Origin of the sequence: Flavobacterium sp., assembly GCF_036782315.1 — a bacterium.
In the GTDB taxonomy this organism is placed as follows: Bacteria; Bacteroidota; Bacteroidia; order Flavobacteriales; family Flavobacteriaceae; genus Flavobacterium.
In genome coordinates, this window is sequence record NZ_DAIPZK010000002.1 from 312,458 (window position 1) to 338,158 (window position 25,701).

Consider the following 25,701-nt stretch of genomic DNA (forward strand, 5'->3'; position numbering starts at 1 on the left):
AATTAAGCCACTGCTTTTCTATTTTTACCACTTTTCATCAAACCATCATAGTGTTTATTCAATAAATAAGAATTTATTTGTTGAATAGTATCTATTGCAACTCCAACCATGATTAGTAAAGAAGTACCACCATAAAAATAACCCCAAGCACCTTGTACTCCAAGTAAACTTACTGCAACAGCTGGGAACACAGCTACTAAAGCAAGAAATAACGAACCTGGAAAAGTAATTAAAGACATAATTTTATCTAGGTAATCTCCAGTTTCAACACCTGGTTTAACACCTGGAATGAAACCTCCACTTCTTTTTAAATCATCAGCCATCTTGTTAGTTGGTACTGTAATTGCGGTGTAAAAGTACGTAAAAATTACGATTAACAAAGCAAAAACAATATTATATACTAGACCAAATGGATCGTTGAACATTCCTGCAATAGAAAGCGCAGTATCTGATTCTTTTGCTAAACCAGAAACAGCAGCAGGAATAAACATAATAGCTTGTGCAAAAATGATCGGCATAACACCTGATGCATTTAGTTTTAATGGGATAAACTGTCTGTTACCACCCATCATGTCTTCTTCAAAATCCCCAGAAACGGTACGTCTTGCATACTGTACTGGAATTTTTCTTACAGCCATTACTAATAAAATACATGCAATTATTACTAAGAACCAAAGTATTAATTCAATTACAATCATCATAACTCCTCCATTTGCTTGAGAAGTTCTAGATGAAAACTCTTGAATAAAAGCTTGTGGCATTCTTGCAATAATACCTACCATTATCAATAAAGAGATACCATTACCAATACCTTTATCAGTAATTTTTTCTCCTAACCACATAGCAAAAATAGTACCAGTTACTAAGATTAGTACTGATGAGAAAATGAAAGTTGGACCAGTTAACATAAATGCTTCACCTGGCAAAGTTCTGTACAAGTTATAAATATAACCAGGACCTTGAACTAAGGTAATTAAGATTGTTAACCATCTTGTAATTTGGTTAATTTTCTTTCTACCACTTTCACCGTCTTTTTGTAATTTTTGTAAATATGGCACCGCAATCCCCATTAATTGAACTACGATAGAAGCTGATATGTATGGCATGATACCTAATGCAAATACAGAAGCTTGCGAAAACGCACCTCCTGTAAATACATTGATTAACCATCCGATACCTTCATCAGTTTGGTTTGTAAGATTTGTCAATTTAGTAGCATCAATCCCCGGAAGGGTTACTTGTGCACCAAAACGGTACACTAATAATAATCCAAGAGTTAATAAAATACGATTTTTTAACTCTTCGATTTTCCAAACGTTGATGAATGAATCTATAAATTTCTTCATTTTACTAAAGGATTATAAAGTTACAGCTTCTCCTCCAGCAGCCTCGATAGCCGCTTTTGCAGATGCAGTAAATTTGTGAGCACTTACTTTAAGTTTTGTTTTTAGCTCACCTCTTCCTAAAATCTTTACTAAGCTATTTTTTGTAGCTAAACGAGTATCTACAAATACAGAAAAATCAACTGTATCAGTTACTACACCGTTATCTACTAATAATTGTAACGAATCAAGATTAATACCTTGATATTCTACTCTATTGATGTTCTTGAAACCAAACTTAGGAACACGTCTTTGAAGTGGCATTTGACCTCCTTCAAAACCAATTTTCTTAGAGTATCCAGAACGAGACTTAGCTCCTTTGTGACCACGTGCAGCAGTACCACCTTTACCAGAACCTTCTCCTCTACCTACTCTTTTATTTTGGTTGTGAACTGAACCTTCAGCTGGTTGTAAGTTACTTAAATTCATAACTGTATAGTGTTATTTAGTTTCTTCAACAGAAACTAAGTGTTTAACTTTATTTACCATTCCAAGGATAGCAGGATTTGCATCATGCTCAACAACTTGTCCCATTTTACGAAGACCTAAAGCTTCCAAAGTTCTCTTTTGATCAAGAGGACAATTGATTTTACTTCTTACTTGTTTTACTTTTAATTTTGCCATGATTTCCTGTTAATTAACCTTTGAATACTTTTTCTAAAGATACTCCTCTTTGTTTAGCTACAGTAGCAGCACTTCTCATTTGTAATAAAGCATCAAAAGTTGCTTTTACCACATTGTGAGGGTTAGATGAACCTTGCGATTTAGATAATACATCGTGAACACCTACAGACTCCAATACCGCACGAACAGCACCACCAGCAATAACTCCAGTACCGTGAGAAGCAGGCATTAAGAATACTCTAGCACCACCAAATTTACCTTTTTGCTCATGAGGAACAGATTGACCTTGAAGAGGAATTCTCACTAAATTTTTCTTAGCATCTTCCACCGCTTTAGCGATTGCTTCAGAAACATCTTTAGATTTTCCTAATCCATGACCCACTACTCCGTTTTCATCACCAACTACTACGATAGCAGAGAAACCAAATGCTCTACCTCCTTTAGTAACTTTAGTAACACGATTTACACTCACCAAACGATCTTTTAATTCAAGACCTCCTGGTTTTACAATCTCTACGTTTTTATAATTATGATACATAATTTCTTAGAATTTAAGTCCAGCTTCTCTAGCTCCTTCAGCTAATGATTTCACACGTCCATGGTATAAATACCCACCTCTATCAAAAGAGATTGTAGTGATACCTGCTTTAAGAGCTTTTTCAGCAACTAATTTACCAACTGCTTTTGCAGTTTCAACAGCAGTTCCTTGTGCAACACCTTTATCTCTTGATGAAGCTGCTACTAAAGTAGTACCGTTTACATCATCTATGATTTGCGCATAGATTTCTTTATTACTTCTGAATACAGAAAGTCTTGGTTGAGCAGCAGTTCCGCTTACAATCTTTCTGATTCTGAACTTAATTCTTTGTCTTCTTTCAGATTTTGTTAATGACATAGTCTTAATTTTTAAGCTGATTTACCTGCTTTTCTTCTTAGTTCTTCTCCTACAAACTTAACTCCTTTTCCTTTATATGGCTCAGGTTTGCGGAAACCTCTGATCTTCGCAGCTACTTGACCTAATAATTGTTTGTCGAATGAAGATAATTTCACTATCGGATTTTTACCTTTTTCTGATACTGTTTCAACAGTAACTTCTTTTACAACTTCTAGAACGATGTTGTGAGAGAAACCTAAAGCTAAATCAAGTTTTTGACCTTGATTAGAAGCTCTGTATCCAACTCCAACTAACTCTAATTCTTTTGTAAAACCTTCAGAAACACCAACAATCATATTGTTGATTAATGCACGATAAAGTCCGTGTTTCGCTCTCTCAGTTTTATAATCAGATGAACGTTCAACGATAACTTGGTTATCTTCGATTTTAACGGTTACATCAGAAAATTCTTGAGTAAGCTCGCCTAATTTTCCTTTTACTGTAATTACAGCATCTTTAACTTCTACAGTTACTCCAGCTGGAATTGCAATTGGATTTTTACCTATTCTTGACATTGTCTCGTCTTTTTATTAATATACGTAACAAATTACCTCTCCACCAACATTTAATTGCTTAGCTTGTTTTCCTGTCATCAATCCTTTTGATGTAGAAACAATAGCAATACCTAAACCATTTAAGATTCTTGGCAAGTCTGATGAACTAGCATATTTACGTAAACCTGGTTTACTAATTCTTTGGATATCTTTGATTACAGACTCTTTCGTGTCTTTATCATATTTAAGTGCAATTTTGATTGTACCTTGAACAGTAGAATCATCAAATTTGTAACTTAAGATATATCCTTGATCGAATAAAATCTTTGTGATTTCTTTCTTCATATTAGAAGCAGGAATTTCAACCACTTTGTGGTTGGCTCTTACTGCATTTCTAACACGCGTTAGATAATCGGCAATTGGATCTGTATACATATGTATAGATTTGCGGTTATGGTTTTCAATCCGCCCTCAGCGGATTGAACCTTTAACCAATTAAACTTATTTTTTGGATTGCAAAAGTAATAACTTTTTTTGGAATTACCAAGATGCTTTTTTAACACCTGGAATTAATCCTTGATTTGCCATTTCACGGAAAGTTACACGAGAAATACCAAACTGACGCATATACCCTCTTGGTCTACCTGTTAATTTACAACGATTGTGTACTCTAACTGGACAAGAATTTTTTGGTAATTTTTGTAAACCTTCGAAATCACCAGCTTCTTTTAAAGCTTTTCTTTTCTCAGCATACTTTTCTACTAATGCAATTCTTTTCACCTCACGGGCTTTCATTGATTCTTTAGCCATGTCTTAATTCTTTTTAAAAGGTAATCCTAATTCCGCTAATAATGCTTTTGCTTCTTTGTCTGTTTCAGCAGAAGTTACAAAAGTAATATCAAAACCAGCAATTTTATTTACTTTATCAATATCAATTTCTGGGAAAATGATTTGTTCTAACACTCCTAAATTGTAGTTTCCTCTACCATCAAATCCAGTTGATTTGATTCCGTTGAAGTCTCTTACACGTGGTAAAGATGAAGTAATCAATCTATCTAAGAATTCATACATTCTTTCTCCACGTAACGTTACTTTAGCACCAATTGGCATACCTTTTCTTAATTTAAAAGACGCAACGTCTTTTTTAGAAATAGTAGCAACTGCTTTTTGCCCAGTAATTTTTGTTAATTCTTCAACAGCGTAATCTACTAATTTTTTATCAGATACAGCTGCACCAACTCCGCGGCTTACAACAATTTTTTCAAGTTTAGGAACTTGCATTACATTTTTGTAACCGAACTCTTCTTTAAGAGCAGCAATAACTCTACTCTTATATTCTTCTTTTAGTCTAGGAATATATGCCATAACTATAGTACTTGATTAGATTTTTTTGAAAATCTCACTTTCTTGTCTCCTTCTTGTTTGAAACCAACTTTAGTAACTTCTTTTGACTTAGGGTCAATCAAAGACAAGTTAGACACATGAATAGGAGCTTCTTTCTTAACGATTCCTCCTTGAGGGTTTTTAGCACTTGGTTTTGTATGTTTCGAAACCATGTTAACTCCTTCAACAACCGCTTTGTTTTTCTCACGAAGAACTCTAAGAACTTTACCTTCAGAACCTTTGTGGTCTCCAGCAATAACTCTTACGATATCTCCTGATTTAATTTTTAGCTTTATCATTTGTATAAGAATTAAAGCACTTCAGGTGCTAATGATACAATTTTCATGAATTGTTTTTCACGAAGTTCTCTGGCAACCGGACCAAAAACACGAGTTCCTCTCATTTCTCCTGCAGCGTTTAACAATACACATGCGTTATCGTCAAAACGGATGTAAGATCCATCAGCTCTTCTCACTTCTTTTTTGGTACGTACAACTACTGCAGTTGATACTGCTCCTTTTTTAACGTTTCCGTTTGGAGTTGCATCTTTAATTGAAACTACAATTTTGTCACCAACAGAGGCATAACGACGTTTCGTTCCTCCTAAAACACGGATCGTAAGAACTTCTTTCGCTCCTGTGTTATCTGCTACTTTTAATCTTGACTCTTGTTGTACCATAATTACTTCGCTCTTTCAATGATTTCAACTAATCTCCAACATTTAGATTTACTTAATGGACGTGTTTCCATAATTCTTACAGTATCTCCAATGTTACAATCGTTTGTTTCGTCGTGTGCAACATATTTCTTAGTTTTCAACACGAACTTACCGTATAATGGGTGTTTCACTTTTGTAGTTTGTGACACAACAATAGATTTCTCCATTTTGTTTGAAGTCACCACACCAATTCTCTCTTTTCTTAAATTTCTTTTTTCCATCTTTCAGCTAGTGTACAATTATTGTAACTCTCTTTTAGTTAACTCTGTGTGTAATCTCGCAACTGATCTTCTTAAAGTTCTTAACTGAAGAGGATTTTGAATTGGAGATATTGCATGAGCATTTTTTAGGTCGGTATACGTTTTCTTTAACTGACTAAGTTGTTCTTGTAACTCAGCTGCAGATAGATTTTTAATTTCTGATTGTTTCATAATAAATTTTGATTATGCTTCGAAATCTCTAGCAACGATAAACTTAGTTTTAACAGGAAGTTTTTGAGCTGCTAAGCGTAATGCTTCTTTAGCAACTGATAGAGGCACGCCTCCAACTTCAAACATAATTTTACCAGGTTTAACAACTGCAGCCCAATATTCAACTGCACCTTTACCTTTACCCATACGTACTTCTAATGGTTTCTTTGTAATAGGCTTATCTGGAAATATTTTGATCCATAATTGACCCTCTCTTTTCATGAAACGTGTTGCTGCGATACGAGCTGCTTCAATTTGACGAGAAGTAATAAATGAAGAATCTAAAGATTTGATACCAAACATTCCGTTAGAAAGCTCGTGTCCTCTTTGAGAAACGCCTTTCATTCTACCTTTCTGTACCTTACGGTATTTTGTTCTTTTAGGCTGTAACATTTTTCTTTAGTTTAAATAATTACTTTCTTTTGCGTGCGTTTGGTTTACCTTCTCTTTTTGGAGCAGATGATCCTGATGATTTAGACTGTTTTTTGTCCATACCAACTAACGGAGAAAGATCTCTTTTCCCATAAACCTCACCTTTCATTATCCATACTTTGATACCCATTCTACCATAAGTAGTATGCGCTTCAGCTAATGAATAATCAATATCAGCTCTGAAAGTTGACAAAGGAATTCTACCTTCTTTAAAGTGTTCAGAACGTGCCATTTCAGCACCGTTTAAACGTCCAGAAATCATAACTTTGATACCTTCAGCATTCATTCTCATTGCAGCCGCGATAGCCATTTTAATAGCTCTTCTGTAAGAGATTCTGCTTTCAATTTGACGAGCGATAGAAGTTGCTACTAAGTAAGCATCTAACTCAGGTCTTTTGATTTCAAAGATGTTGATTTGAACTTCTTTGTCAGTAATTTTCTTAAGTTCTTCTTTTAACTTGTCTACCTCTTGACCACCTTTTCCGATAATGATACCAGGTCTAGCAGTAGTGATAGTAACGGTTACAAGTTTTAAAGTTCTCTCGATAATTATTTTAGATACACTAGCTTTAGATAAACGTGCATGGATGTATTTACGGATTTTAGCATCTTCAGCGATTTTATCACCGTAATCATTTCCTCCATACCAGTTTGAGTCCCATCCTCTGATGATACCAAGTCTATTTCCGATTGGATTTGTCTTTTGTCCCATACTGTTTATTAATTGCTTTGTGTGTTATTATTTGATCCTAACACGATTGTTACGTGGTTAGAACGCTTTCTAATTCTGTGTGCACGACCTTGTGGAGCTGGACGAAGTCTTTTTAACATCATTCCACCATCTACAGTAATCGTTTTTACAAATAAGCCAGCTTCTTCTAAATTAGCATCAGCATTTTTTTGCTGATAGTTATTAATTGCTGATAACAACAATTTCTCTAATTTTCTTGAAGCTTCTTTTTGACTAAATCTTAATATATTAAGAGCCATTTCTACTTTCTGACCTCTAACTAAATCTGCAACTAAACGCATTTTTCTAGGTGAAGTAGGGCAGTTATTTAATTTAGCGAAAGCCACTTGTGCTTTAGCCTCTTTAGTCTGCTCTGCTCTTTCTCTTTTACGAACTCCCATAGCTTCCTATTATTTTTTACCTTTATTTTTAGCCCCAGCATGACCTCTAAAAGATCTTGTTGGTGAAAACTCTCCTAATTTGTGTCCTACCATGTTCTCAGTTACATATACTGGAACAAATTGACGACCATTGTGAACTGCGATAGTTTGCCCAACAAAATCTGGAGTAATCATAGATGCTCTAGACCAAGTCTTTACAACACCTTTGTTACCACCTGCGATATTTTCTTGAACTTTCTTCTCTAATTTATAGTGAACGAATGGTCCTTTTTTTAATGAACGTGCCATGTCTATCTAATTATTTCTTTCTACGTTCTACAATATACTTATTACTCGGGTTAACTTTAGAACGAGTTCTATAACCTTTAGCAGGTAAACCTTTTCTTGAACGTGGGTGACCTCCTGAAGAACGTCCTTCACCACCTCCCATTGGGTGATCAACTGGGTTCATTGCTACTGGTCTTGTTCTTGGTCTTCTACCTAACCATCTTGATCTACCAGCTTTACCTGATACGATTAATTGGTGGTCTGAGTTAGAAACTGCTCCGATTGTAGCCATACAAGTTAACAAGATTAATCTTGTTTCTCCTGAAGGCATTTTGATTGTAGCATATTTCCCATCTCTTGCCATTAACTGAGCGAAAGTTCCTGCTGAACGAGCGATTACAGCTCCTTGACCTGGTCTTAATTCGATACACGAAATAACAGTTCCTAGAGGAATTTTACTTAAAGGCATTGCATTTCCAATTTCTGGAGCAGCATCTTCACCTGAAACTACAGTTTGTCCAACTTGTAATCCATTTTGCGCAATGATGTAAGTTTTAGCTCCATCTGCATAATACAATAATGAAATAAATGCTGAACGATTTGGATCGTACTCGATTGTTTTAACTGTTGCTGGAATTCCAACTTTAGCTCTTTTGAAATCGATAATACGATACTTTTGTTTGTGACCACCGCCTGTGTAACGCATGGTCATCTTTCCTTGACTATTTCTACCTCCTGAGTTTTTTTTCGGTGCGATTAATGAACGCTCCGGCTTATCAGTTGTAATAGTGTCAAAGCTATTTACAACTCTAAAACGCTGACCCGGGGTAATAGGTTTTAATTTTCTAACTGACATTTTCTATTAGATATTAGTATAAAAATCTATTGTTTCTCCCTCTTGTACTTGAACAACTGCTTTTTTGTAAGCATTTGTTTTGCCACTGATTAAACCACTTTTGGTATATTTAACACTTCTATCAGCTCTGTAGTTCATTGTATTAACTGCAACCACATTCACACCATAAGCTGCTTCGATAGCATTTTTGATTTGAATTTTATTTGCATTTTTTGCAACTACAAAACCAAAACGGTTAAAAACTTCACCATCTTTAGTTATTTTTTCAGTTATAATAGGCTTAATTATGATACTCATAATCTTATTATTTACTTAAATTAGCTTCAATTCCGTCTACAGCACCCTCTAAAAGAACTAAACTTTTTGCATTTAAAATTGCATAAGTGCTTAATTCTGAAGTAGTTACAACGCTAGACGCTTTTAAATTGCGTGACGACAAATATACATTTTTATTTGTATCACCCAACACAAATAATGATTTTTTGTTCTCTAACCCTAAAGCTTTCAATACGTTAATGAAATTTTTAGTGCTTGGTGTATCAAATGTAAAATCTTCAACCACTACCAAATTAGACTCATTTACCTTTAAAGATAAAGCTGATTTTCTAGCTAATCTTTTTAAGTTTTTGTTTAATTTGAAAGAATAACTTCTTGGTCTAGGCCCAAAAATAGTACCTCCACCTTTGAAAACTGGACTCTTAGCAGATCCTGCACGAGCAGTACCAGTTCCTTTTTGTTTTTTGATTTTACGAGTACTTCCTGCAACCTCAGCTCTTTCTTTAGCTTTGTGAGTACCTTGTCTTTGATTAGCCAAATATTGTTTTACATCTAAGTAAACCGCATGTTTGTTTGGCTCAATTGCGAAAACTGAATCAGAAAGTTGAACTTTTCTTCCAGTTTCTTTTCCGTTGATATCTAAAACTTTTACTTCCATTACTTCTGAACGATTACATAAGAGTTTTTGTGTCCAGGAATCGCTCCTTTAACTAAAAGCAAGTTCTTTTCAGCAACCACTTTTAAAACTCTAAGGTTTTGTACTGTTACATTTTCTCCTCCCATTCTACCTGCCATGCGCATTCCTTTGAATACTCTTGACGGATAAGATGAAGCTCCAACAGAACCCGGCGCTCTTAAACGGTTATGTTGACCGTGAGTTGACTGACCAACCCCGCCAAAACCATGACGTTTAACAACCCCTTGGAATCCTTTTCCTTTAGAAACTCCAACAACATCAACAAATTCACCTTCAGCGAATAAGTCAACAGCGATTACATCGCCTAATTTGTACTCCGTTTCAAAACCTTTGAATTCAACTACTTTCTTTTTCGCAACTGTTCCAGCTTTCTTAAAGTGACCTAACTCAGCTTTAATTGAATGCTTTTCAGTTTTGTCATCGAAACCTAATTGGATAGCTTCATAGCCATCTACATCTTTGGTTCTGACTTGGGTAACAACGCATGGACCACACTCGATTACAGTACAAGGAATGTTTTTCCCGTTCTCATCAAAGATGCTAGTCATGCCAATTTTTCTTCCGATTAACCCAGACATATTAAACTAATTATTAATTAAACTCTTATTTATAATACAAATAGTATTTGCACACTACTCATTTTGAGGGTGCAAATATATAAATTATTTTTTAATTATCGCAAAAATAAATAGTTAAGTAAAAAATCCTTCAAAAAAGGACATTTTACTTACTAAAAATGATAAGAAAAAAAACCGTAATGTTCACATTAACGGTTTTTTATAGCAATCATTGCATTTTTGCAATGGTGTTTATCACACTTTAATTTCTACTTCAACTCCTGAAGGTAACTCTAATTTCATTAAAGCATCGATAGTTTTAGAAGAAGAACTGTAGATATCTAACAATCTCTTGTAAGAACTTAATTCGAATTGCTCTCTTGATTTTTTGTTAACGTGTGGAGAACGTAATACAGTAAAAATCTTTTTGTGTGTAGGTAATGGAATTGGACCCGTTACCACAGCACCTGTACTTTTTACAGTCTTAACGATTTTCTCAGCAGACTTATCTACTAAGTTATGATCGTATGATTTTAATTTTATTCTGATTTTTTGACTCATCTCTTTAAAAATTAAGCGTTACCTTTTGCTTTTTTGATTACAGCTTCTGAAATGTTAGAAGGTGTTTCTTCATAGTGAGAGAACTCCATAGTAGATGTAGCTCTACCAGAAGACAATGTTCTTAATGTAGTAACATATCCAAACATTTCTGATAAAGGAACATTAGCTTTGATAGTTTTAGCACCATTTCTGTCACCCATATCATTTACTTGACCTCTACGACGGTTCAAGTCACCTACGATATCACCCATGTTTTCTTCTGGAGTAATAACTTCGATTTTCATGATTGGTTCAAGAATAACAGCTCCTGCAGCTTTTGCTACTTCTTTATAACCCATTTTAGCTGCTAATTCAAATGACAATGCATCAGAATCCACAGGGTGGAACGAACCATCTAATAAAGTAACTTTTAAACTGTCTACAGCATAACCAGCTAAAGGACCTTGCTTCATAGCTTCTCTAAATCCTTTTTCTACAGCAGGAATATATTCTTTTGGTACGTTACCACCTTTAACTTCGTTGATAAACTGTAATCCAACAAATGGTTTACCATCAACTTCGTCAGCAGGCTCAAGACGGAATACGATATCCCCGAATTTACCACGACCTCCAGATTGTTTTTTATAAACTTCTCTATGTTGAGCTGATTTAGTGAAAGCTTCTTTGTACTCTACTTGAGGCTCACCTTGGTTAACTTCCACTTTGAACTCACGTTTCATACGATCAATTAAGATATCTAAGTGAAGCTCACCCATACCAGAAATAATAGTTTGACCAGAAGCCTCATCAGTTCTAACTGTAAACGTAGGATCTTCCTCAGCTAATTTAGCTAAAGCCATACCCATTTTATCTACGTCAGCTTTTGTTTTAGGCTCGATCGCGATACCAATTACTGGATCTGGGAATTTCATAGACTCAAGGATAATTGGGTGTTTTTCATCACACATTGTATCTCCAGTCTTAATATCTTTAAATCCTACAGCAGCTCCAATATCTCCAGCCTCGATAAATTCGATTGGATTTTGTTTGTTAGCGTGCATTTGGTAGATACGAGAAATACGCTCTTTGTTTCCAGAACGAGTATTCAAGATGTAAGAACCTGCATCTAAACGACCTGAATAAGCACGGAAGAAAGCTAAACGACCAACATAAGGGTCAGTTGCAATTTTAAATGCTAAAGCAGCGAAAGGCTCTTTTGTATCAGGACGACGCATGATTTTTACTTGATCTTCCTCTAATTTATCTTTATCATCAGGGTGAATACCTTCGATACCTTCTTTATCTAATGGAGATGGTAAATACTTACAAACTGCATCTAACATGAATTGAACTCCTTTGTTTTTGAAAGAAGAACCACAAATCATTGGGATGATTGCCATGTCAATAGTAGCAGCACGTAAAGCATTGTTGATTTCTTCCTCAGTAATTGAGTTTTCATCTTCCATATACTTTTCTAATAGGTTTTCGTCGTAAGTAGCAATCTCTTCAATTAAAATTGAACGATATTCTTTTACTTCAGCCACCATATCAGCAGGAATATCAACGATATCAAAAGTAGCACCTTGCGTTTCATCATGCCATACAATAGCTTGATTCTTCACTAAGTCAACTACTCCTTTGAAATCTTGCTCTTCACCAATTGGTAAAGTGATTGCAACTGCGTTTGATTTCAACATATCTTTAACTTGTTGACAAACAGCCAAGAAGTTAGAACCTTGACGGTCCATTTTGTTTACGAATCCCATACGAGGAACTCTGTACTGATCTGCTAATCTCCAGTTAGTTTCAGATTGAGGCTCAACACCATCAACCGCACTAAATAAGAATACTAAACCATCTAATACACGTAATGAACGGTTTACCTCTACTGTAAAGTCAACGTGACCAGGAGTATCGATAATGTTAAAGTGATACGGTTTAGATTCAGGTAAAATTTTACCTTGGTTTGTTGGGAAATTCCACTCACAAGTTGTAGCAGCCGAAGTAATAGTAATACCTCTTTCTTGCTCTTGTGCCATCCAGTCCATTGTTGCAGCACCATCGTGTACTTCACCAATTTTGTGTGATTTTCCTGTATAGAATAAGATACGCTCAGTTGTTGTTGTTTTACCAGCATCAATGTGAGCCGCAATTCCTATGTTTCTTGTATATTTTAAATCTCTAGCCATTTCTTTATGAATTAAAATCTAAAGTGAGAGAAAGCTTTATTAGCTTCTGCCATTTTGTGAGTATCCATTCTTTTCTTAACAGCAGCACCTTCTTCTTTAGCAGCAGCTAAAATTTCAGACGCTAACTTAGCAGCCATCGATTTTTCATTTCTTTTTCTTGCATACAAAATCATCCATTTGATAGCGTAAGAAATTTTTCTATCTGGACGAATTGGCATTGGAATTTGAAATGTAGCTCCACCTACACGACGAGAACGAACCTCTACGTGTGGCATTACATTTGTTAATGCATCTTTCCAAATTTCTAATGCAGATTTTTCTGCATCTTGCTTTTTGTTTTCTACGATTTCTAATGCATCATAGAACACTTTAAAAGCAGTTGATTTTTTACCATCCCACATTAAGTTGTTCACAAAACGTGTAACTAACTGATCGTTAAATTTTGGATCTGGTAAAAGAGGTCTTTTTTTGGCCTGTCTTTTTCTCATGTCTTTTGTTTAAAAGATTTTAAATTACTTTTTCTTTCCAGCTGCAGCAGGTGCTTGTCCTGGTTTTGGACGTTTAGCTCCATACTTAGATCTACGTTGTGTTCTACCTGCAACACCCGCAGTGTCTAATGCTCCACGTACGATGTGGTAACGTACTCCTGGTAAATCTTTTACTCTTCCACCTCTAACTAATACTATCGAGTGCTCTTGTAAATTGTGACCTTCTCCAGGAATGTATGCATTCACCTCGTTTCCGTTTGTTAAACGAACCCTAGCTACCTTTCTCATTGCTGAGTTTGGTTTCTTAGGAGTTGTTGTGTAAACACGAGTACACACACCTCTTCTTTGAGGACAAGAATCTAAAGCAGCCGATTTACTCTTCTTAGTTATTTGGGTTCTCCCTGTTCTTACTAATTGTTGAATTGTTGGCATAATTAAATACTAAAAATTTTTAATGTTTAAAATTCCCGCTTTTTACGGGGTTGCAAATGTAGGAATTATTTTTTACTTTCCAAATCATAATTTATTAATTTTCAATGCGATTTGATTTTACAAGGTTTTGATTGTTATTCTAATACAAAAAAGAAAGACAAAAACAATCTAGCCCCGATGGGAGCTAACTACCTTGTAGTGCGGACAGCGGGAATAAGGATTACAAGAATCCCCGAGCCATTCGCTCCTGATTCTGAAACAATCTCGAAGCTTCGGGACAGAATGACAAAACAGATATAAAATTTATTTTGCTTTTTTTCGTTTCTTTACAGCAATGAAATTCATCTATTCTTTTTTAGTTCTTTTTTGTTTCCAATTTTCATTGGGGCAAAATTTCTATTTAAGAATTGTAGGAACATCCGAAAAAGAAATCAAAACCATAGATAGTTTGCAATACGAATCTAAACATTCAACAGTTGCTTCTATTTTAGAAGAGCAAAAGCGTTTTGAAACTAAATTAACAAATCAAGGTTTTTTTGATTGGCTGCTTTTAGAACAAAATAAAACAAACGACAGCAGTTTTGTTTTTAAATATAGTTTAGGAAAAGTTATAAAAAAGAACACCATATATATAGGTAAACTTTCCAATGAAGAAAAAATGCTTTTACAACTTGAAAAAGACACTTTAATTATCACCACGAATGAAGTAGAAAGTTTTATGAAGACTAAAGTGGCTCTATTAGAAAAGAAAGGCTATTCGTTAGCTAATTTACAATTGGTGAATCAACGAAAAATTGGAAATGATTTATTTTCTGACTTACAACTGAAACTCAATTCGAAAAGAAATATTACCGATTTAGTAATTGTAGGTTACGATAAATTTCCTGCAGGAATAAAAAAAGCAATTACCAAGAAAGCTAAAAAAGCAACTTTTAATCAGGATAATTTAAAACAGATTAACGATACTTTTGACAAGTTACAATTCATAAATCAAATAAAATATCCCGAAATTTTATTCACCACCGATTCCACAAAGATTTTTGTTTACGTGGAAAAATCGAAACCAAATAAATTTGATGGTTTCATTGGTTTTTCAAATGATGACCAAAGCAAATTAACTTTTAACGGCTATTTAGATTTACAATTGCAAAACATTTTGAATTCGGGTGAAAAGTTTAGTTTGTATTGGAAAAACGATGGCAATCGACAAACTTCGTTTAACATAGGAACTGAATTACCGTATATCTTCAAAAGTCCGATTGGAATTAAAGCCAATTTGAGAATTTTTAAACAAGATTCCACTTTTCAAAATACGGTTACCGATTTAAATTTGGGCTACTATTTTACTTACAACACCAAAGCATTTATTGGTTACCAAAAAACTACTTCTGTTGATATTCAGAAAATAAATTCGTTTAGCTTGAATGATTTTACGAATACCTTTTTAACTTCGAGTTTTGAACATCTTGAATTGAATCCTGATAGTTTTATTTTTCCTGAAAGAGGAAAAGTTTTTGTGAAATTAGGAACAGGAAATCGCACGATTACATCTCAAAAAACGAGTCAATTTTTTACGCAGCTTGATGTGAACTATCATTTTAATTTGAATCTTAAGAACAGTATTTTTGTAAGAAATCAGACTTTTTATTTACAGAGTGATGATTATGTAATTAACGAGTTGTTCCGATTTGGAGGCATCAATTCGATTAGAGGTTTTAACGAAAACAGCCTACAAGCGAATGCTTACAGCGGAATTATTGCTGAATATCGTTATTTAGTTGCTTCAAATTTATACTTACACTCCATTACTGATTTTGGTTATTTTCAAGACAAAACTTCCAATACAAAAGATCGATTGTTAGGTTTGGGATTTGGTTTTGGATTATTTACAAAAAACGGATTATTCAATTTAGTTTACGCCAACGGAAGCACGAGCGACCAAGCCATAGAACTTTCGAATTCGATTGTACATATTAGCTTTAAAACTAATTTTTAGGCCCCTAACCCCCGAAGGGGGAATTTAAAAGGTTATTATATTTTTAGATATTAAAACCATTAGAGTTTCTAATTAAAAATGACTATTTTTGCCCCATGGAAAAAGACAACCAAATATTCGGGATTAGGGCGATAATTGAAGCAATTAACGCAAAAAAAGAAATTGATAAAGTTTTCATTCAAAAAGATGCGCAAGGCGACTTGATGCAAGATTTGATGAAAACGATGAAAAGAAACAACATCAACTTTTCCTACGTTCCTGTTGAAAAACTAAACCGATTGACTCCAAACAATCACCAAGGTGCAGTGGCTACCATTGCTCCTATTTCTTTTGTTGCATTGGAAACTATGGTTGAAAGCGTTATTGAAAGTGGTAAAAAACCTTTATTCCTAATTTTAGATCAATTGTCTGATGCACGTAACTTTGGCGCTATCATCAGAACTGCAGAATGTACTGGTGTTGATGGAATTATTATCCAAAAACAAGGTTCAGCTCCTGTGAATGGTGATACAGTTAAAACTTCTGCTGGTGCCGTTTTTAATGTACCAATTTGTAAAGTAGATCACATTAAAGATGCCATTTTCTATTTGCAAGGAAGCGGAATCAAAACCGTTGCAGCAACTGAAAAAACAGAGCAAAACATTTACGACATTAACTTCAACGAAGGCGTTGCCATTATTATGGGTAGCGAAGACAGAGGTGTGAATCCTTCTGTATTAAAAATTGTAGATGAAAAAGCAAAATTACCTATGTTTGGAACTATTGAATCATTGAATGTTTCGGTAGCTTGTGGTGCTTTTTTGTATGAGGCTTTGAGACAGAGAATGTAGTTAAGTATTCAGTCACAGTGTTCAGTATTCAAAATAATACTTATGAGAACAATATTCTTTAGTTTAATATTTCTTTTTTCAATTTTATCATATAGTCAAGATGATTTGATTGGAAAATTCTGTTCTAATCTAACGGAACAAAATGAAATCCCAAATACTTTACAAAGATGCTATACTTTTAATAAGGACGGAAGTTTTATTGAAGAAATCAAACTAGATGTCGCTATAGTTTTGACAGGCAAATTTATTTTTTCAGATAATTTAATCACGTTAACTTATGATGACGAAAAGAACGAAACTTCTATTTTAAAAATCATCAAGATTTCTGATAAGAAAATCGTTTTTAAATATTTATCAATAAACAGAAGTAGTAAAAGAATTATACTTTACAAATCTATCCCATAAAAACTACTTCTTCCCACCCAAAAACTCATACACCACTTTCATTGAAGAATTAAAATATTCTCTAATGACTTCCTCTGGTTTTGGTGGCGGATTAAAATTTCCTTTTTCGTCAAAGTTTTTCATAAAAGGATCGAGTTCTGGATTGAAATCAGGTTTTTCCCATTCGTAGAAAATCGGTTTTGAAAATTGAGGTGTTTTTAAGACTAAAGCTAAAGCTAATCCAACTAAAAATCCTGCTAAATGGCCTTCCCAAGAAATGCCTTCTTTTACATTGGGAAACATGTACCAAACACTTCCGCCATATAAAATTACGATGGTGAATGATAAAGCTACTAATCGGTAATATTTGGTAAAAATACCTTTAAAGAATATAAAACTTACTAAAGCATAGATTAATCCACTGGCACCAATGTGATAACTTGGTCTTCCTAACAACCATGTTCCTAATCCTGAAAAGAGAATTCCTAAAAACAAAACGACAAACGATTGCTCTTTGTAGAAATACCTCAATATTGGCAACAAAACTAATAAAGCAACTGAATTGTTTGCCAAATGCTCAATATCGCCATGTAAAAATGGACTAAATAAAATTCCTTTTAATCCAAAAAATTCTCTTGGATAAATTCCAAAATGTGATAGACTGTTATGAAAATGCATTTCGTACCAAAATACCGACCATAAAGTCAATACAAAAAACAATGGCAATAAAATGACCGTTTTTGTAAATTGAAAAGGATTATCTTGCTGTTTTTCCATAGTGATTTGAATTCAAAGATAAAGCCAAAAAGATAATTATGAAATTATGGCAGACTTATTTGAAACACATAGACACATAAGTTTGACTTTGGGTTAAAAAGGCGTTACACTTGACATAGTTCACAAAGCAAAATCTATATAATTTTAAATTAATGAAATGCCTTTAATTAATAATTTTAGAACCTATGTTTCTATGTGGTAAAAATCTAAAAAAGAATCGCATATTTTTGTAATTTTACGTCATGAATCAACCATTAGCCGAACGCATTCGCCCGCAACAATTATCGGATTATATCAGCCAATTGCATCTAGTTGGACCTGAAGGCTCGTTAACACAACAAATTGCCAAAGGTTTAATTCCAAGTTTGATTTTATGGGGACCACCGGGAACTGGAAAAACTACCTTGGCGCAAATCATGGCGCAAGAAAGCAAGCGTCCATTTTACCAACTGAGTGCGATACATTCAGGGGTTAAAGACATTCGTGAAGTAATTGAAAAAGCGAAACAAAGTAGTGGTTTATTCACCGCAAAAAATCCGATTTTATTTATTGATGAGATTCATCGTTTTTCAAAATCGCAACAAGATTCTTTGTTGGCTGCTGTGGAAAAAGGTTGGGTTACTTTGATTGGTGCTACTACCGAAAACCCGAGTTTTGAAGTCATTCCCGCTTTATTGTCAAGATGTCAGGTATATGTATTAAATGCATTTACTAAAGATGATTTGGAAGCCTTATTACATCGTGCGATGAAAACTGATCTTCAGCTTCAAAATAAAGATATTCAATTAAAAGAAACCGAAGCATTATTAAGACTTTCAGGTGGTGATGGACGAAAATTATTGAATATTTTCGAATTGGTAATTAATGCCACAGAAAGTGATTCTATCGAAATTACGAACGAGAAAGTAATGCAATTGGTGCAAAAAAACACCGTCTTGTATGACAAAACAGGCGAACAACATTATGATATTGTTTCCGCTTTCATCAAATCGATTCGTGGTAGTGACCCAAATGGCGCAGTGTATTGGTTAGCTCGAATGATTGAAGGTGGCGAAGATGTAAAATTTATCGCCAGAAGAATGTTGATTTTAGCTAGTGAAGATATCGGAAATGCAAATCCAACCGCTTTAATTATGGCAAATAATACGTTTCAAGCGGTAACAACCATTGGTTATCCAGAAAGCCGTATTATTTTGAGTCAATGTGCGATATATTTGGCAACTTCAGCGAAAAGCAATGCCAGTTATATGGCTATTGGAAAAGCGCAACAAATGGTAAAACAAACTGGAGACTTACCCGTTCCAATTCATTTGCGAAATGCGCCAACCAAATTAATGAAAGAATTGGGTTACGGAGAAGAATACAAATATTCACACGATTTCCCTAACAACTTTGCTGAACAAGAGTTTTTACCAACTGAAATTTCGGAAACTAAATTCTTTGAACCAGGAGAAAATGCTCGTGAAAAAGAATTACGCCAGTTTTTAAAAAATCGTTGGAAGGATAAGTATGGGTACTAAGAATTAAAACTTAACCTCTATTTTTTCTGAATACACTTTATTTTCAAAATCATATTCAAAAAACCAACCCGTATTTTTTTTAATTAAAACTCCTTTAAAAATATCTTTAGAAGCTATAAAAACGTTTTCTAAGGAAGTACTATGTAAGATTACAACTATATTATTTGTATGATTCACTAAATTATAACCTGTTTCTGTGGCAACGGCACGAAGTTGAGAGACATCAATTATCGTATTTGGTTTTGAAGTTGGAGTTGTAGCAACAATATCATTTATCATAACGGCAGGCTGAGCCGAAGTTCTTTTAATATTTAATTGCCCTTTTAAAGCAGTTAGTGCATTTCTAAACGCTTCGGTATATGCTTTTTGATATTCTTTTTCTCTACTTGTTCCAATATCACTTAATACAACTGATTTGTTATAACAATCTTTAACTTCGATATTTATCTTAGTAACAAAAATAGTATTGTTTTCAATTGCATTTACGTATAATGCTAAACAACGATTTTCAGCTAATTCTTTAGGGAATGAATCGGTATCAAAATACACTTCAAAACCATTACTTTCAAAGAACGCTTTTGTAATCGTATTCAAATTATATTTATTCTCTTCCTTAAAAAAACTAAATTTTTTAGGCAAAATAACATACTTGTAATTTTCTTGAGCAAATGAAAATGAAAACACAAGAAGTAACACTAACAAAACTGATTTCTTCATAACTATAATATATTTTTTAATTCTAATAAATGTTTGACCTGAAAAACAGGATTATCCACTTCAATATTTTGCTCATTGAAAAAGATAGCGTCTATTCCTGCTTCTTGTGCTCCAATGATGTCGGCTTCATAACTATCACCTATCATCAGGCTTTCTTCTTTTGAAGCGTTTGCCAAAGATAAGGCAAAATCGAATATGTTTTTATGTGGTTTTTTAACTCCAGCCATTTCGGAATTGGTAATCGTTTCAAAATAATGATCAATATTGGAATTTTTCATTTTTTTGGTTTGAACCGAGGCAAATCCGTTAGTGATAATATGCAATTGATATTTTGGCTTTAGATAATCTAGTAATTCAATTGCTCCATCAAAAAGATGATTGTATTCAGGTAAATATTTGATGTATTGTTCGGATAAATGATGAATCATTTCATCGGAAACTTCAAATTGTAATGCATCGAAAACGTCTTTTAAACGATAATAACGCAAATCATCATGAGTGATTTGATTTACTTGATACAACTTCCAATAATGTTGGTTTCTTGGAATGTAAATATTTAAAAAATCAGACAAGGCAATATCAAAACCTTGTTGTTTGAAAATGGTATCAAACGCAAATCCTGAATTTTTATCGAAATCCCAAAGGGTATGATCTAAATCGAAAAAGAGATGTTTTTTATATTGGAATGATTTCATTTTTTATTTTTAAAACACTTAGACACAATAGTTTGAGATTGTGCTGGTTTTAATCCGAAATATCGCATCGAAGCTTCGGACGTTTTACTTGAAATAGCTAATATAGAAAATTATCTTTTAGCTACTGATTTCTTAGACTTAGATTGTTTTAGCCCCGATGGGAGCGACACCTTGTATAGCGCACAGCGGTCCTTAGACAAAGCTCAGGATGACGAATCATTAAAAAAGCCCAAACGATTGGGCTTCTAATTATTTACTTTGCGCTACAATTTCGGCGTTTTCGATATGATAAATCCAATCTTCAACATCGGTTTCGTTATATCTAAACGTTCCTTTTAAGGTTACGTAAGTATCGGTTTTTAATTTTGGGGTTGCTCCTTTAAATTTAATACCTGCAATAGTTTCTGGACCTGATTTTCCACAGAAGAAACAAGCAGCAAAAACGTTTTTACTCAAAGCATAACTCTTATTGTCGATTGGCACAATGAATCCACTCATATAAACGGTTTTCTTTTGCATCATTTTTAATTGCATGTTTACTTGAGGAAACTCCACTTCTCCATAAGTAGCGTGTTTTTTGCGAACATATTTTATGTCGCCTAACATTTTCCAAGTTATAGTATCAGATGCTATTGTTGTTTTATTGGTGGTTTTTACAACTGAAGTTGAACGATTTGAAAAACTCATCATCGAAATAAAAACAACTAAAGCCAAACTTAATTTAATATAATTACGCATTTGCTAATGTTTTTGAAATATTTAAATTATATGCTTTCACGGCAGGAATCAATGCTGCAATAAAGCCCACAAATATAGTTAGTAAAAATAAGGTTCCTTCTTTTTCCCAAATAAATTCGTATGGATTGAAACTCATTTTGAAATCTTCTTCGGCTGAGTTGGACAACATACTTAATCCTACTCTTCCCAAAATCGTACCAAAGATAAATCCCACAATACATAAAAGCAAACTTTCAATCATTACGACTTTTAAAAGCTGTAATCTTTTGGCACCGTTGACACGCATTAAGGCAAACTCATTTTCACGTTCTTTCAAGGTATTGTATAACGCTATGAAGATTGAAATTCCTGAAATCAACATGATTCCGTATGCCAAATATTGCAATGCTGAAATTCCAATTCCGAATAAAGAAAACAAACGATTTACTTCGATAGCTGGTGAAGCGACTTGCATTTTGGTATTTTGAGCGATGATTCTAGGCCAAGTTACGATTCCCATTTTATTTCGGAATTTTAGTAAAACCGCTGTTATTTCCATTCCGGGCTCATCTAAAGTCAAATCAGCTTCCTCGTGATGTTCTTCGCCTTCTACATGAACGTGACCTTCTTCGCCATGTGCAGGATTTTCGGCTTCTTCATGTCCACCATGCATTTGCCAAACACTTGGAATCGTACATAGAATTAAATTGTCTACAACTTTTCCTGTTGGTTTTGCAATTCCGACAACTTTATAGGCATAATGTTCATGAACTTCGCCTTCAGCTGCATCACCGTGTGAACCGAAGAACTCATCTCCTATTTTTAAATTTAATTTTTGAGCGATATCACTTCCGATTACGACTTCGAAATTCTTTTCGAAAAGTTTTCCTTCTGAAATCTCAGCTCCATATTTATCTAAATAATCGGGCGTTGTTCCTAAGATTTTATAACCGCGATAATTATCTCCAAACGCTAACGGAATCGCTTTTTGAACAAACGGATGTTGCATCCAAACTTTTGCCGAATCATAACTAATATTTCCTGTTGGAGCATCCACTTGGTAAACCGCTGATAAAATCAATTGTAACGGACTTCCTTGAGCGCCCATTACCAAATCAACTCCATCAATATTGTTTGAAAATTTTTCTTCAAATTGTTTTTCGACCAAAACCAAAGTGGTAATAATTGCGACACTTGAGGTTAGCAAAATAACGCTCAAGATGGTATTTAATGGCTTGAACCATATATTTTTCCATGCTAATTTTGCTATCATATCAAGGTAATTTTATTGATAAATCTTTCTTTAATTCGGTTATCATGCGTAACGATTAGCAAAGCAGCTTTGTATTCTTTTGACAAAGAAGTTAACAATTCAATTACTTTCTCCGCATTTTTGTCATCTAAACTTGATGTGGGTTCGTCTGCCAATAACACTTTTGGTTCGTTCATTAACGCTCGTGCAATCGAAACGCGTTGTTGTTGACCAATACTTAACTGCGAAGGCAATTTAGACGCTTGGTTTTCAATTCCCAATTGCTCTAAAAGTTTCTTTGCTCGTTTGGTATGCTTTTTACCTGTTGCTAACCAACTTGCCATTTCCAAATTTTCCAAAACTGTCAGTGCGCCAATAAAGTGCGATTTTTGGAAAACCACACCAATATGCTTTCCACGAAATTTATCGGTTGCTTTTTCAGAAAGTGAAACAATATTGGTTTTATCGATTTCGATTTCACCTGTTTTTGGTTTTAACAAACCTGCTAAAATATGTAAATACGTAGTTTTTCCTTTTCCAGAATCACCTGTAATCAATAGAGTACTTCCCGCTTCACAATACAAATCGGGCATGTGAAAGAGTTGGTCTTTTGAGTAGGAAAAAGTGATGTTTTTGGTGTTAATCATAGTTCAACGAACATTAATTTTAGTGTTGCAAGATAAGAAATTGGATAGAAAAATTTCTTAAATAAATTTTAATAAAAAACCTTGTGATGAATTATAATCACAAGGCATTTATATTTTAATCTTAAATATTATTCTTCATCATGCGTACACAATCCCACAATCGTATGAAAAGTATCGTGTAAACCGTTTAAAGCTTTAGTAATTTTTTCATCAGAAGCTTTTGATTTTACTAATTTATCCAACGCTTTACTGTCTTTTGCTAATTTATTAACGGCAGCCACAATTTCTTTCTTATTGAATTGAGCTGGAATTTTAGCCATTTTTAAAGCATTTGCTTTTTCAGCCATTTCAGCACTTCTTTCTTTTATAGGCTGTAAATTTCCTTCTTCACTTGGATGGAAAGTTTGCGACATCACTTTGTGAAAGGTTTTGATTTCTGGCCAAGAAGCAAATGTATCTGGTTTTGGCATCGCTGCTTTGTATCTTTTGCTTACTTCTGTCCAGTTAACTACATTCCATAAAGCAGATAAATAATCGCCTCTTTTGTTTTGATATTTTAAATAATAAGCGTGTTCCCAAACGTCGATTCCGAAGATTGGAGTTCCTTTTACTTCTGCAATATCCATTAATGGATTGTCTTGATTTGGAGTTGAAGTTACTACTAATTTTCCTTCTTTAGTAACCACCAACCAAGCCCAACCTGAACCAAAACGACTTGCTCCAGCAGCATTTAATTTTTCTTTTAAAACATCTAAACTTCCAAAAGTTTCATTAATAGCTTTTTCTAAATCAGCCGACATTTTAGTGTTTTTCTCTGGTGTTAAAACCGACCAAAATAATTCGTGATTATAATGTCCGCCACCGTTATTACGAACTGCTGCTGGCATTATAGAAATCTTAGCAAAAATTTCGTTTAAGCTTAATTTTTCATCAGCTGTTCCTGCTAAAGCAGTATTTAAATTTTTAACATAAGCCGCATGATGTTTGCTGTAATGAATTTCCATAGTTTGTGCATCTACAAATGGCTCCAAAGCATTATATGCATAAGGCAATGCTTTTTGTGTAAACTGAGCGGAAGCAGTTATTGTTACTAAAAGTGTTGCAACTAAAAGTTTTATGTTTTTCATGATATTTTAATTTTTGATAAAAATAAGGCTTATCGATTAGATAAAAAATTAAGAATTCTTAAAATTTACATAATTATTGGTTTTAAACGCAAAAAGCGCTGAGATTTTTTGCAAAGTTCACAATGAAATTAATTTTTAGAATTTCTTCAATCTGTGTTCCAAAAAAGCAAAGCGTCTCTGTGGATCTCTTTCAACATAAAGTTATTCAAAAAAACTCAGTGAATCTCTGTGTAAACACTATTCAATGAAAAACTATGTGCCTATGTGTTTTAAAAAATCAAAAAATCCCTTCATCTTGAAAACTCAAATAGCCGTTTTCGGTTATAATAAGATGATCTAAGACTTGGATTTCTAATGTTTGTCCTGCTTCTTTGATTCGTTTGGTGATTTTTAAATCGGCTTCACTGGCAATTAATTTTCCTGAAGGATGATTGTGCGAAAGAATTAAACCTGTTGCATTTTGTTCGAATGCCATTTTGAAGATAATTCGAATATCTACAACTGTTCCTGTGATTCCTCCTTTGGAAAGTTGAGCTTTGTAGATGACTTTATTCGAATTATTGAGATACAACACCCAAAATTCCTCGTGAGGCAACTCACCAATAATGGGTTGCATGATATCGAAAACGGCTTTACTGGATGTGATTTTTTTGAGTTCAATGGCTTCTTCTGCTCTGCGTCTTCTTCCTAATTCTAATGCAGCGGCGATTGAAATGGCTTTAGCTTCTCCAATTCCTTTGAATTGCATGAGTTGGGAAACCGACATTTTTCCTAACGTATTCAGATTATTTTCGGAAGAAGCTAAGATGCGTTGGCACAATTGTACCGCACTCTCATTTCGAGAACCGGAACCAATTAAAATAGCAAGTAATTCGGAATCAGATAAGGTAGATTTACCTTTAAGAAGAAATTTTTCACGTGGGCGATCGTCTTCAGCCCATTGATTGATTGGCGTGTACATGAGTATTTATTTTGGCGTTTATAAGAACAAAAATAATTGAAAAAATCTAAAAAATGAAAAAAATCTAAAGTTTTACCACATAGAAACATAGGTTTACTTTTCATTTAATTAGGCATTTTATTTTAGATAGGTCACAAAGAAGCTACGTGAATCAATTTATTGACTATGAAATTCTTATTTTTCTATGTTTCTATGTGGTTTCAAAAAC

General features: G+C 34.0%; 36 protein-coding genes and 1 pseudogene. 4 read left to right on the plus strand and 33 right to left on the minus strand.

Translation table 11 applies throughout. The features are described 5' to 3' along the window. Nucleotides 1–2 precede the first annotated feature (2 nt). The 25 genes from secY to rpsL form a co-directional block, all read right to left on the minus strand. The gene (secY, locus tag V7P59_RS03285) at nucleotides 3–1,346 is read right to left on the minus strand and encodes a preprotein translocase subunit SecY (RefSeq protein ID WP_111566952.1); all 1,344 of its coding nucleotides are present in this window, start codon (nucleotides 1,344–1,346) and stop codon (nucleotides 3–5) included. A 12-nt stretch (nucleotides 1,347–1,358) separates the two neighbouring features. Next, nucleotides 1,359–1,811: a 50S ribosomal protein L15 gene (gene rplO / locus V7P59_RS03290; RefSeq protein WP_073583310.1), complete on the minus strand. Its 453-nt coding sequence runs from the start codon at nucleotides 1,809–1,811 to the stop codon at nucleotides 1,359–1,361. A 12-nt stretch (nucleotides 1,812–1,823) separates the two neighbouring features. After that, complete coding sequence (rpmD, locus tag V7P59_RS03295) at nucleotides 1,824–2,006, minus strand: 50S ribosomal protein L30 (RefSeq protein ID WP_111566953.1); 183 nt, start codon at nucleotides 2,004–2,006, stop codon at nucleotides 1,824–1,826. A gap of 13 nt (nucleotides 2,007–2,019) precedes the next feature. Beyond that, complete coding sequence (gene rpsE / locus V7P59_RS03300) at nucleotides 2,020–2,544, minus strand: 30S ribosomal protein S5 (protein ID WP_035693159.1); 525 nt, start codon at nucleotides 2,542–2,544, stop codon at nucleotides 2,020–2,022. 6 nt (nucleotides 2,545–2,550) lie between these two features. Beyond that, nucleotides 2,551–2,901 (minus strand): 50S ribosomal protein L18, encoded by a 351-nt coding sequence (gene rplR / locus V7P59_RS03305; protein WP_231836126.1) that lies wholly within the window; start codon nucleotides 2,899–2,901, stop codon nucleotides 2,551–2,553. Between the two features lie 11 nt (nucleotides 2,902–2,912). Beyond that, complete coding sequence (gene rplF, locus V7P59_RS03310) at nucleotides 2,913–3,455, minus strand: 50S ribosomal protein L6 (protein WP_194095193.1); 543 nt, start codon at nucleotides 3,453–3,455, stop codon at nucleotides 2,913–2,915. A 15-nt stretch (nucleotides 3,456–3,470) separates the two neighbouring features. Then, nucleotides 3,471–3,869 (minus strand): 30S ribosomal protein S8, encoded by a 399-nt coding sequence (gene rpsH / locus V7P59_RS03315; protein ID WP_231842246.1) that lies wholly within the window; start codon nucleotides 3,867–3,869, stop codon nucleotides 3,471–3,473. A 105-nt stretch (nucleotides 3,870–3,974) separates the two neighbouring features. Continuing rightward, complete coding sequence (gene rpsN, locus V7P59_RS03320; RefSeq protein WP_014387709.1) at nucleotides 3,975–4,244, minus strand: 30S ribosomal protein S14; 270 nt, start codon at nucleotides 4,242–4,244, stop codon at nucleotides 3,975–3,977. 3 nt (nucleotides 4,245–4,247) lie between these two features. Further along, nucleotides 4,248–4,799: a 50S ribosomal protein L5 gene (gene rplE / locus V7P59_RS03325; protein WP_333808762.1), complete on the minus strand. Its 552-nt coding sequence runs from the start codon at nucleotides 4,797–4,799 to the stop codon at nucleotides 4,248–4,250. Between the two features lie 2 nt (nucleotides 4,800–4,801). Continuing rightward, the gene (gene rplX / locus V7P59_RS03330; protein ID WP_026725635.1) at nucleotides 4,802–5,116 is read right to left on the minus strand and encodes a 50S ribosomal protein L24; all 315 of its coding nucleotides are present in this window, start codon (nucleotides 5,114–5,116) and stop codon (nucleotides 4,802–4,804) included. An 11-nt stretch (nucleotides 5,117–5,127) separates the two neighbouring features. Continuing rightward, complete coding sequence (gene rplN, locus V7P59_RS03335; protein ID WP_007803649.1) at nucleotides 5,128–5,496, minus strand: 50S ribosomal protein L14; 369 nt, start codon at nucleotides 5,494–5,496, stop codon at nucleotides 5,128–5,130. A gap of 2 nt (nucleotides 5,497–5,498) precedes the next feature. Next, nucleotides 5,499–5,756 (minus strand): 30S ribosomal protein S17, encoded by a 258-nt coding sequence (rpsQ, locus tag V7P59_RS03340; RefSeq protein ID WP_026725636.1) that lies wholly within the window; start codon nucleotides 5,754–5,756, stop codon nucleotides 5,499–5,501. An 18-nt stretch (nucleotides 5,757–5,774) separates the two neighbouring features. Next, the gene (rpmC, locus tag V7P59_RS03345) at nucleotides 5,775–5,966 is read right to left on the minus strand and encodes a 50S ribosomal protein L29 (RefSeq protein WP_073583320.1); all 192 of its coding nucleotides are present in this window, start codon (nucleotides 5,964–5,966) and stop codon (nucleotides 5,775–5,777) included. A 12-nt stretch (nucleotides 5,967–5,978) separates the two neighbouring features. Further along, on the minus strand, nucleotides 5,979–6,398 hold the full coding sequence (gene rplP / locus V7P59_RS03350; protein ID WP_008254483.1) for a 50S ribosomal protein L16: 420 nt from the start codon (nucleotides 6,396–6,398) through the stop codon (nucleotides 5,979–5,981). Between the two features lie 19 nt (nucleotides 6,399–6,417). Further along, nucleotides 6,418–7,149: a 30S ribosomal protein S3 gene (rpsC, locus tag V7P59_RS03355; protein ID WP_333808763.1), complete on the minus strand. Its 732-nt coding sequence runs from the start codon at nucleotides 7,147–7,149 to the stop codon at nucleotides 6,418–6,420. Between the two features lie 8 nt (nucleotides 7,150–7,157). Beyond that, complete coding sequence (gene rplV / locus V7P59_RS03360; protein WP_194095206.1) at nucleotides 7,158–7,568, minus strand: 50S ribosomal protein L22; 411 nt, start codon at nucleotides 7,566–7,568, stop codon at nucleotides 7,158–7,160. 9 nt (nucleotides 7,569–7,577) lie between these two features. Next, nucleotides 7,578–7,856, minus strand: coding sequence for a 30S ribosomal protein S19 (gene rpsS, locus V7P59_RS03365; protein ID WP_073583326.1), 279 nt, complete (start codon nucleotides 7,854–7,856; stop codon nucleotides 7,578–7,580). 10 nt (nucleotides 7,857–7,866) lie between these two features. Further along, nucleotides 7,867–8,691, minus strand: a complete 825-nt coding sequence (rplB, locus tag V7P59_RS03370; protein ID WP_333808764.1) for a 50S ribosomal protein L2 — start codon at nucleotides 8,689–8,691, stop codon at nucleotides 7,867–7,869. A gap of 6 nt (nucleotides 8,692–8,697) precedes the next feature. After that, a complete protein-coding gene (gene rplW, locus V7P59_RS03375; RefSeq protein WP_194095209.1) occupies nucleotides 8,698–8,988 on the minus strand; it encodes a 50S ribosomal protein L23 in 291 nt (96 codons plus the stop codon). A gap of 7 nt (nucleotides 8,989–8,995) precedes the next feature. Next, a complete protein-coding gene (gene rplD / locus V7P59_RS03380; RefSeq protein ID WP_194095210.1) occupies nucleotides 8,996–9,625 on the minus strand; it encodes a 50S ribosomal protein L4 in 630 nt (209 codons plus the stop codon). Then, the gene (rplC, locus tag V7P59_RS03385) at nucleotides 9,625–10,242 is read right to left on the minus strand and encodes a 50S ribosomal protein L3 (RefSeq protein ID WP_297869298.1); all 618 of its coding nucleotides are present in this window, start codon (nucleotides 10,240–10,242) and stop codon (nucleotides 9,625–9,627) included. Before rplC ends, rplD begins: the two co-directional genes overlap by 1 nt. 234 nt (nucleotides 10,243–10,476) lie before the next feature. Further along, nucleotides 10,477–10,782, minus strand: coding sequence for a 30S ribosomal protein S10 (gene rpsJ, locus V7P59_RS03390; protein ID WP_009779180.1), 306 nt, complete (start codon nucleotides 10,780–10,782; stop codon nucleotides 10,477–10,479). Between the two features lie 11 nt (nucleotides 10,783–10,793). Further along, nucleotides 10,794–12,950: an elongation factor G gene (gene fusA / locus V7P59_RS03395; protein WP_333808765.1), complete on the minus strand. Its 2,157-nt coding sequence runs from the start codon at nucleotides 12,948–12,950 to the stop codon at nucleotides 10,794–10,796. Between the two features lie 11 nt (nucleotides 12,951–12,961). Further along, nucleotides 12,962–13,438, minus strand: a complete 477-nt coding sequence (gene rpsG / locus V7P59_RS03400; protein ID WP_291107331.1) for a 30S ribosomal protein S7 — start codon at nucleotides 13,436–13,438, stop codon at nucleotides 12,962–12,964. Nucleotides 13,439–13,462: 24 nt separating this feature from the next. Beyond that, nucleotides 13,463–13,870 (minus strand): 30S ribosomal protein S12, encoded by a 408-nt coding sequence (gene rpsL, locus V7P59_RS03405; protein ID WP_231836113.1) that lies wholly within the window; start codon nucleotides 13,868–13,870, stop codon nucleotides 13,463–13,465. A 334-nt stretch (nucleotides 13,871–14,204) separates the two neighbouring features. Here rpsL and V7P59_RS03410 point away from each other — a divergent pair, with 334 nt between their 5' ends. From V7P59_RS03410 to V7P59_RS03420, 3 genes are all read left to right on the plus strand, one after another. After that, nucleotides 14,205–15,866, plus strand: a complete 1,662-nt coding sequence (locus V7P59_RS03410; RefSeq protein WP_333808766.1) for a hypothetical protein — start codon at nucleotides 14,205–14,207, stop codon at nucleotides 15,864–15,866. 95 nt (nucleotides 15,867–15,961) lie between these two features. Next, nucleotides 15,962–16,696 (plus strand): 23S rRNA (guanosine(2251)-2'-O)-methyltransferase RlmB, encoded by a 735-nt coding sequence (gene rlmB, locus V7P59_RS03415; RefSeq protein ID WP_333808767.1) that lies wholly within the window; start codon nucleotides 15,962–15,964, stop codon nucleotides 16,694–16,696. Between the two features lie 42 nt (nucleotides 16,697–16,738). Continuing rightward, entirely contained in the window at nucleotides 16,739–17,101 is a 363-nt protein-coding gene (locus V7P59_RS03420) for a hypothetical protein (protein ID WP_333808768.1), read from the plus strand. 3 nt (nucleotides 17,102–17,104) lie between these two features. On the opposite strand, the gene V7P59_RS03425 is transcribed toward V7P59_RS03420, so the two are convergent. Further along, complete coding sequence (locus V7P59_RS03425) at nucleotides 17,105–17,857, minus strand: rhomboid family intramembrane serine protease (protein ID WP_333808769.1); 753 nt, start codon at nucleotides 17,855–17,857, stop codon at nucleotides 17,105–17,107. Nucleotides 17,858–18,099: 242 nt separating this feature from the next. On the opposite strand from V7P59_RS03425, the gene V7P59_RS03430 reads away from it, so the two are divergent. Continuing rightward, a complete protein-coding gene (locus V7P59_RS03430) occupies nucleotides 18,100–19,377 on the plus strand; it encodes a replication-associated recombination protein A (RefSeq protein ID WP_333808770.1) in 1,278 nt (425 codons plus the stop codon). A gap of 3 nt (nucleotides 19,378–19,380) precedes the next feature. Here V7P59_RS03430 and V7P59_RS03435 read toward each other — a convergent pair whose 3' ends face one another. The 7 genes and pseudogenes from V7P59_RS03435 to radC form a co-directional block, all read right to left on the minus strand. Then, nucleotides 19,381–20,094 carry a hypothetical protein gene (locus V7P59_RS03435; RefSeq protein ID WP_333808771.1) on the minus strand — a complete coding sequence of 238 codons (714 nt, stop codon included), beginning with the start codon at nucleotides 20,092–20,094 and terminating at the stop codon, nucleotides 19,381–19,383. 2 nt (nucleotides 20,095–20,096) lie between these two features. Then, complete coding sequence (locus V7P59_RS03440) at nucleotides 20,097–20,789, minus strand: YjjG family noncanonical pyrimidine nucleotidase (protein ID WP_333808772.1); 693 nt, start codon at nucleotides 20,787–20,789, stop codon at nucleotides 20,097–20,099. Between the two features lie 249 nt (nucleotides 20,790–21,038). Beyond that, nucleotides 21,039–21,527 (minus strand): hypothetical protein, encoded by a 489-nt coding sequence (locus V7P59_RS03445; protein ID WP_333808773.1) that lies wholly within the window; start codon nucleotides 21,525–21,527, stop codon nucleotides 21,039–21,041. Next, entirely contained in the window at nucleotides 21,520–22,779 is a 1,260-nt protein-coding gene (locus V7P59_RS03450; RefSeq protein WP_333808774.1) for an ABC transporter permease, read from the minus strand. Before V7P59_RS03450 ends, V7P59_RS03445 begins: the two co-directional genes overlap by 8 nt. Further along, on the minus strand, nucleotides 22,776–23,405 hold the full coding sequence (locus tag V7P59_RS03455; RefSeq protein WP_333808775.1) for an ABC transporter ATP-binding protein: 630 nt from the start codon (nucleotides 23,403–23,405) through the stop codon (nucleotides 22,776–22,778). Before V7P59_RS03455 ends, V7P59_RS03450 begins: the two co-directional genes overlap by 4 nt. 467 nt (nucleotides 23,406–23,872) lie before the next feature. Beyond that, nucleotides 23,873–24,532: pseudogene (locus tag V7P59_RS03460) on the minus strand (superoxide dismutase); the annotation flags it as partial. 277 nt (nucleotides 24,533–24,809) lie between these two features. Then, nucleotides 24,810–25,493, minus strand: coding sequence for a RadC family protein (gene radC, locus V7P59_RS03465; protein ID WP_333808776.1), 684 nt, complete (start codon nucleotides 25,491–25,493; stop codon nucleotides 24,810–24,812). Between the last annotated feature and the right edge of the window lie 208 nt (nucleotides 25,494–25,701).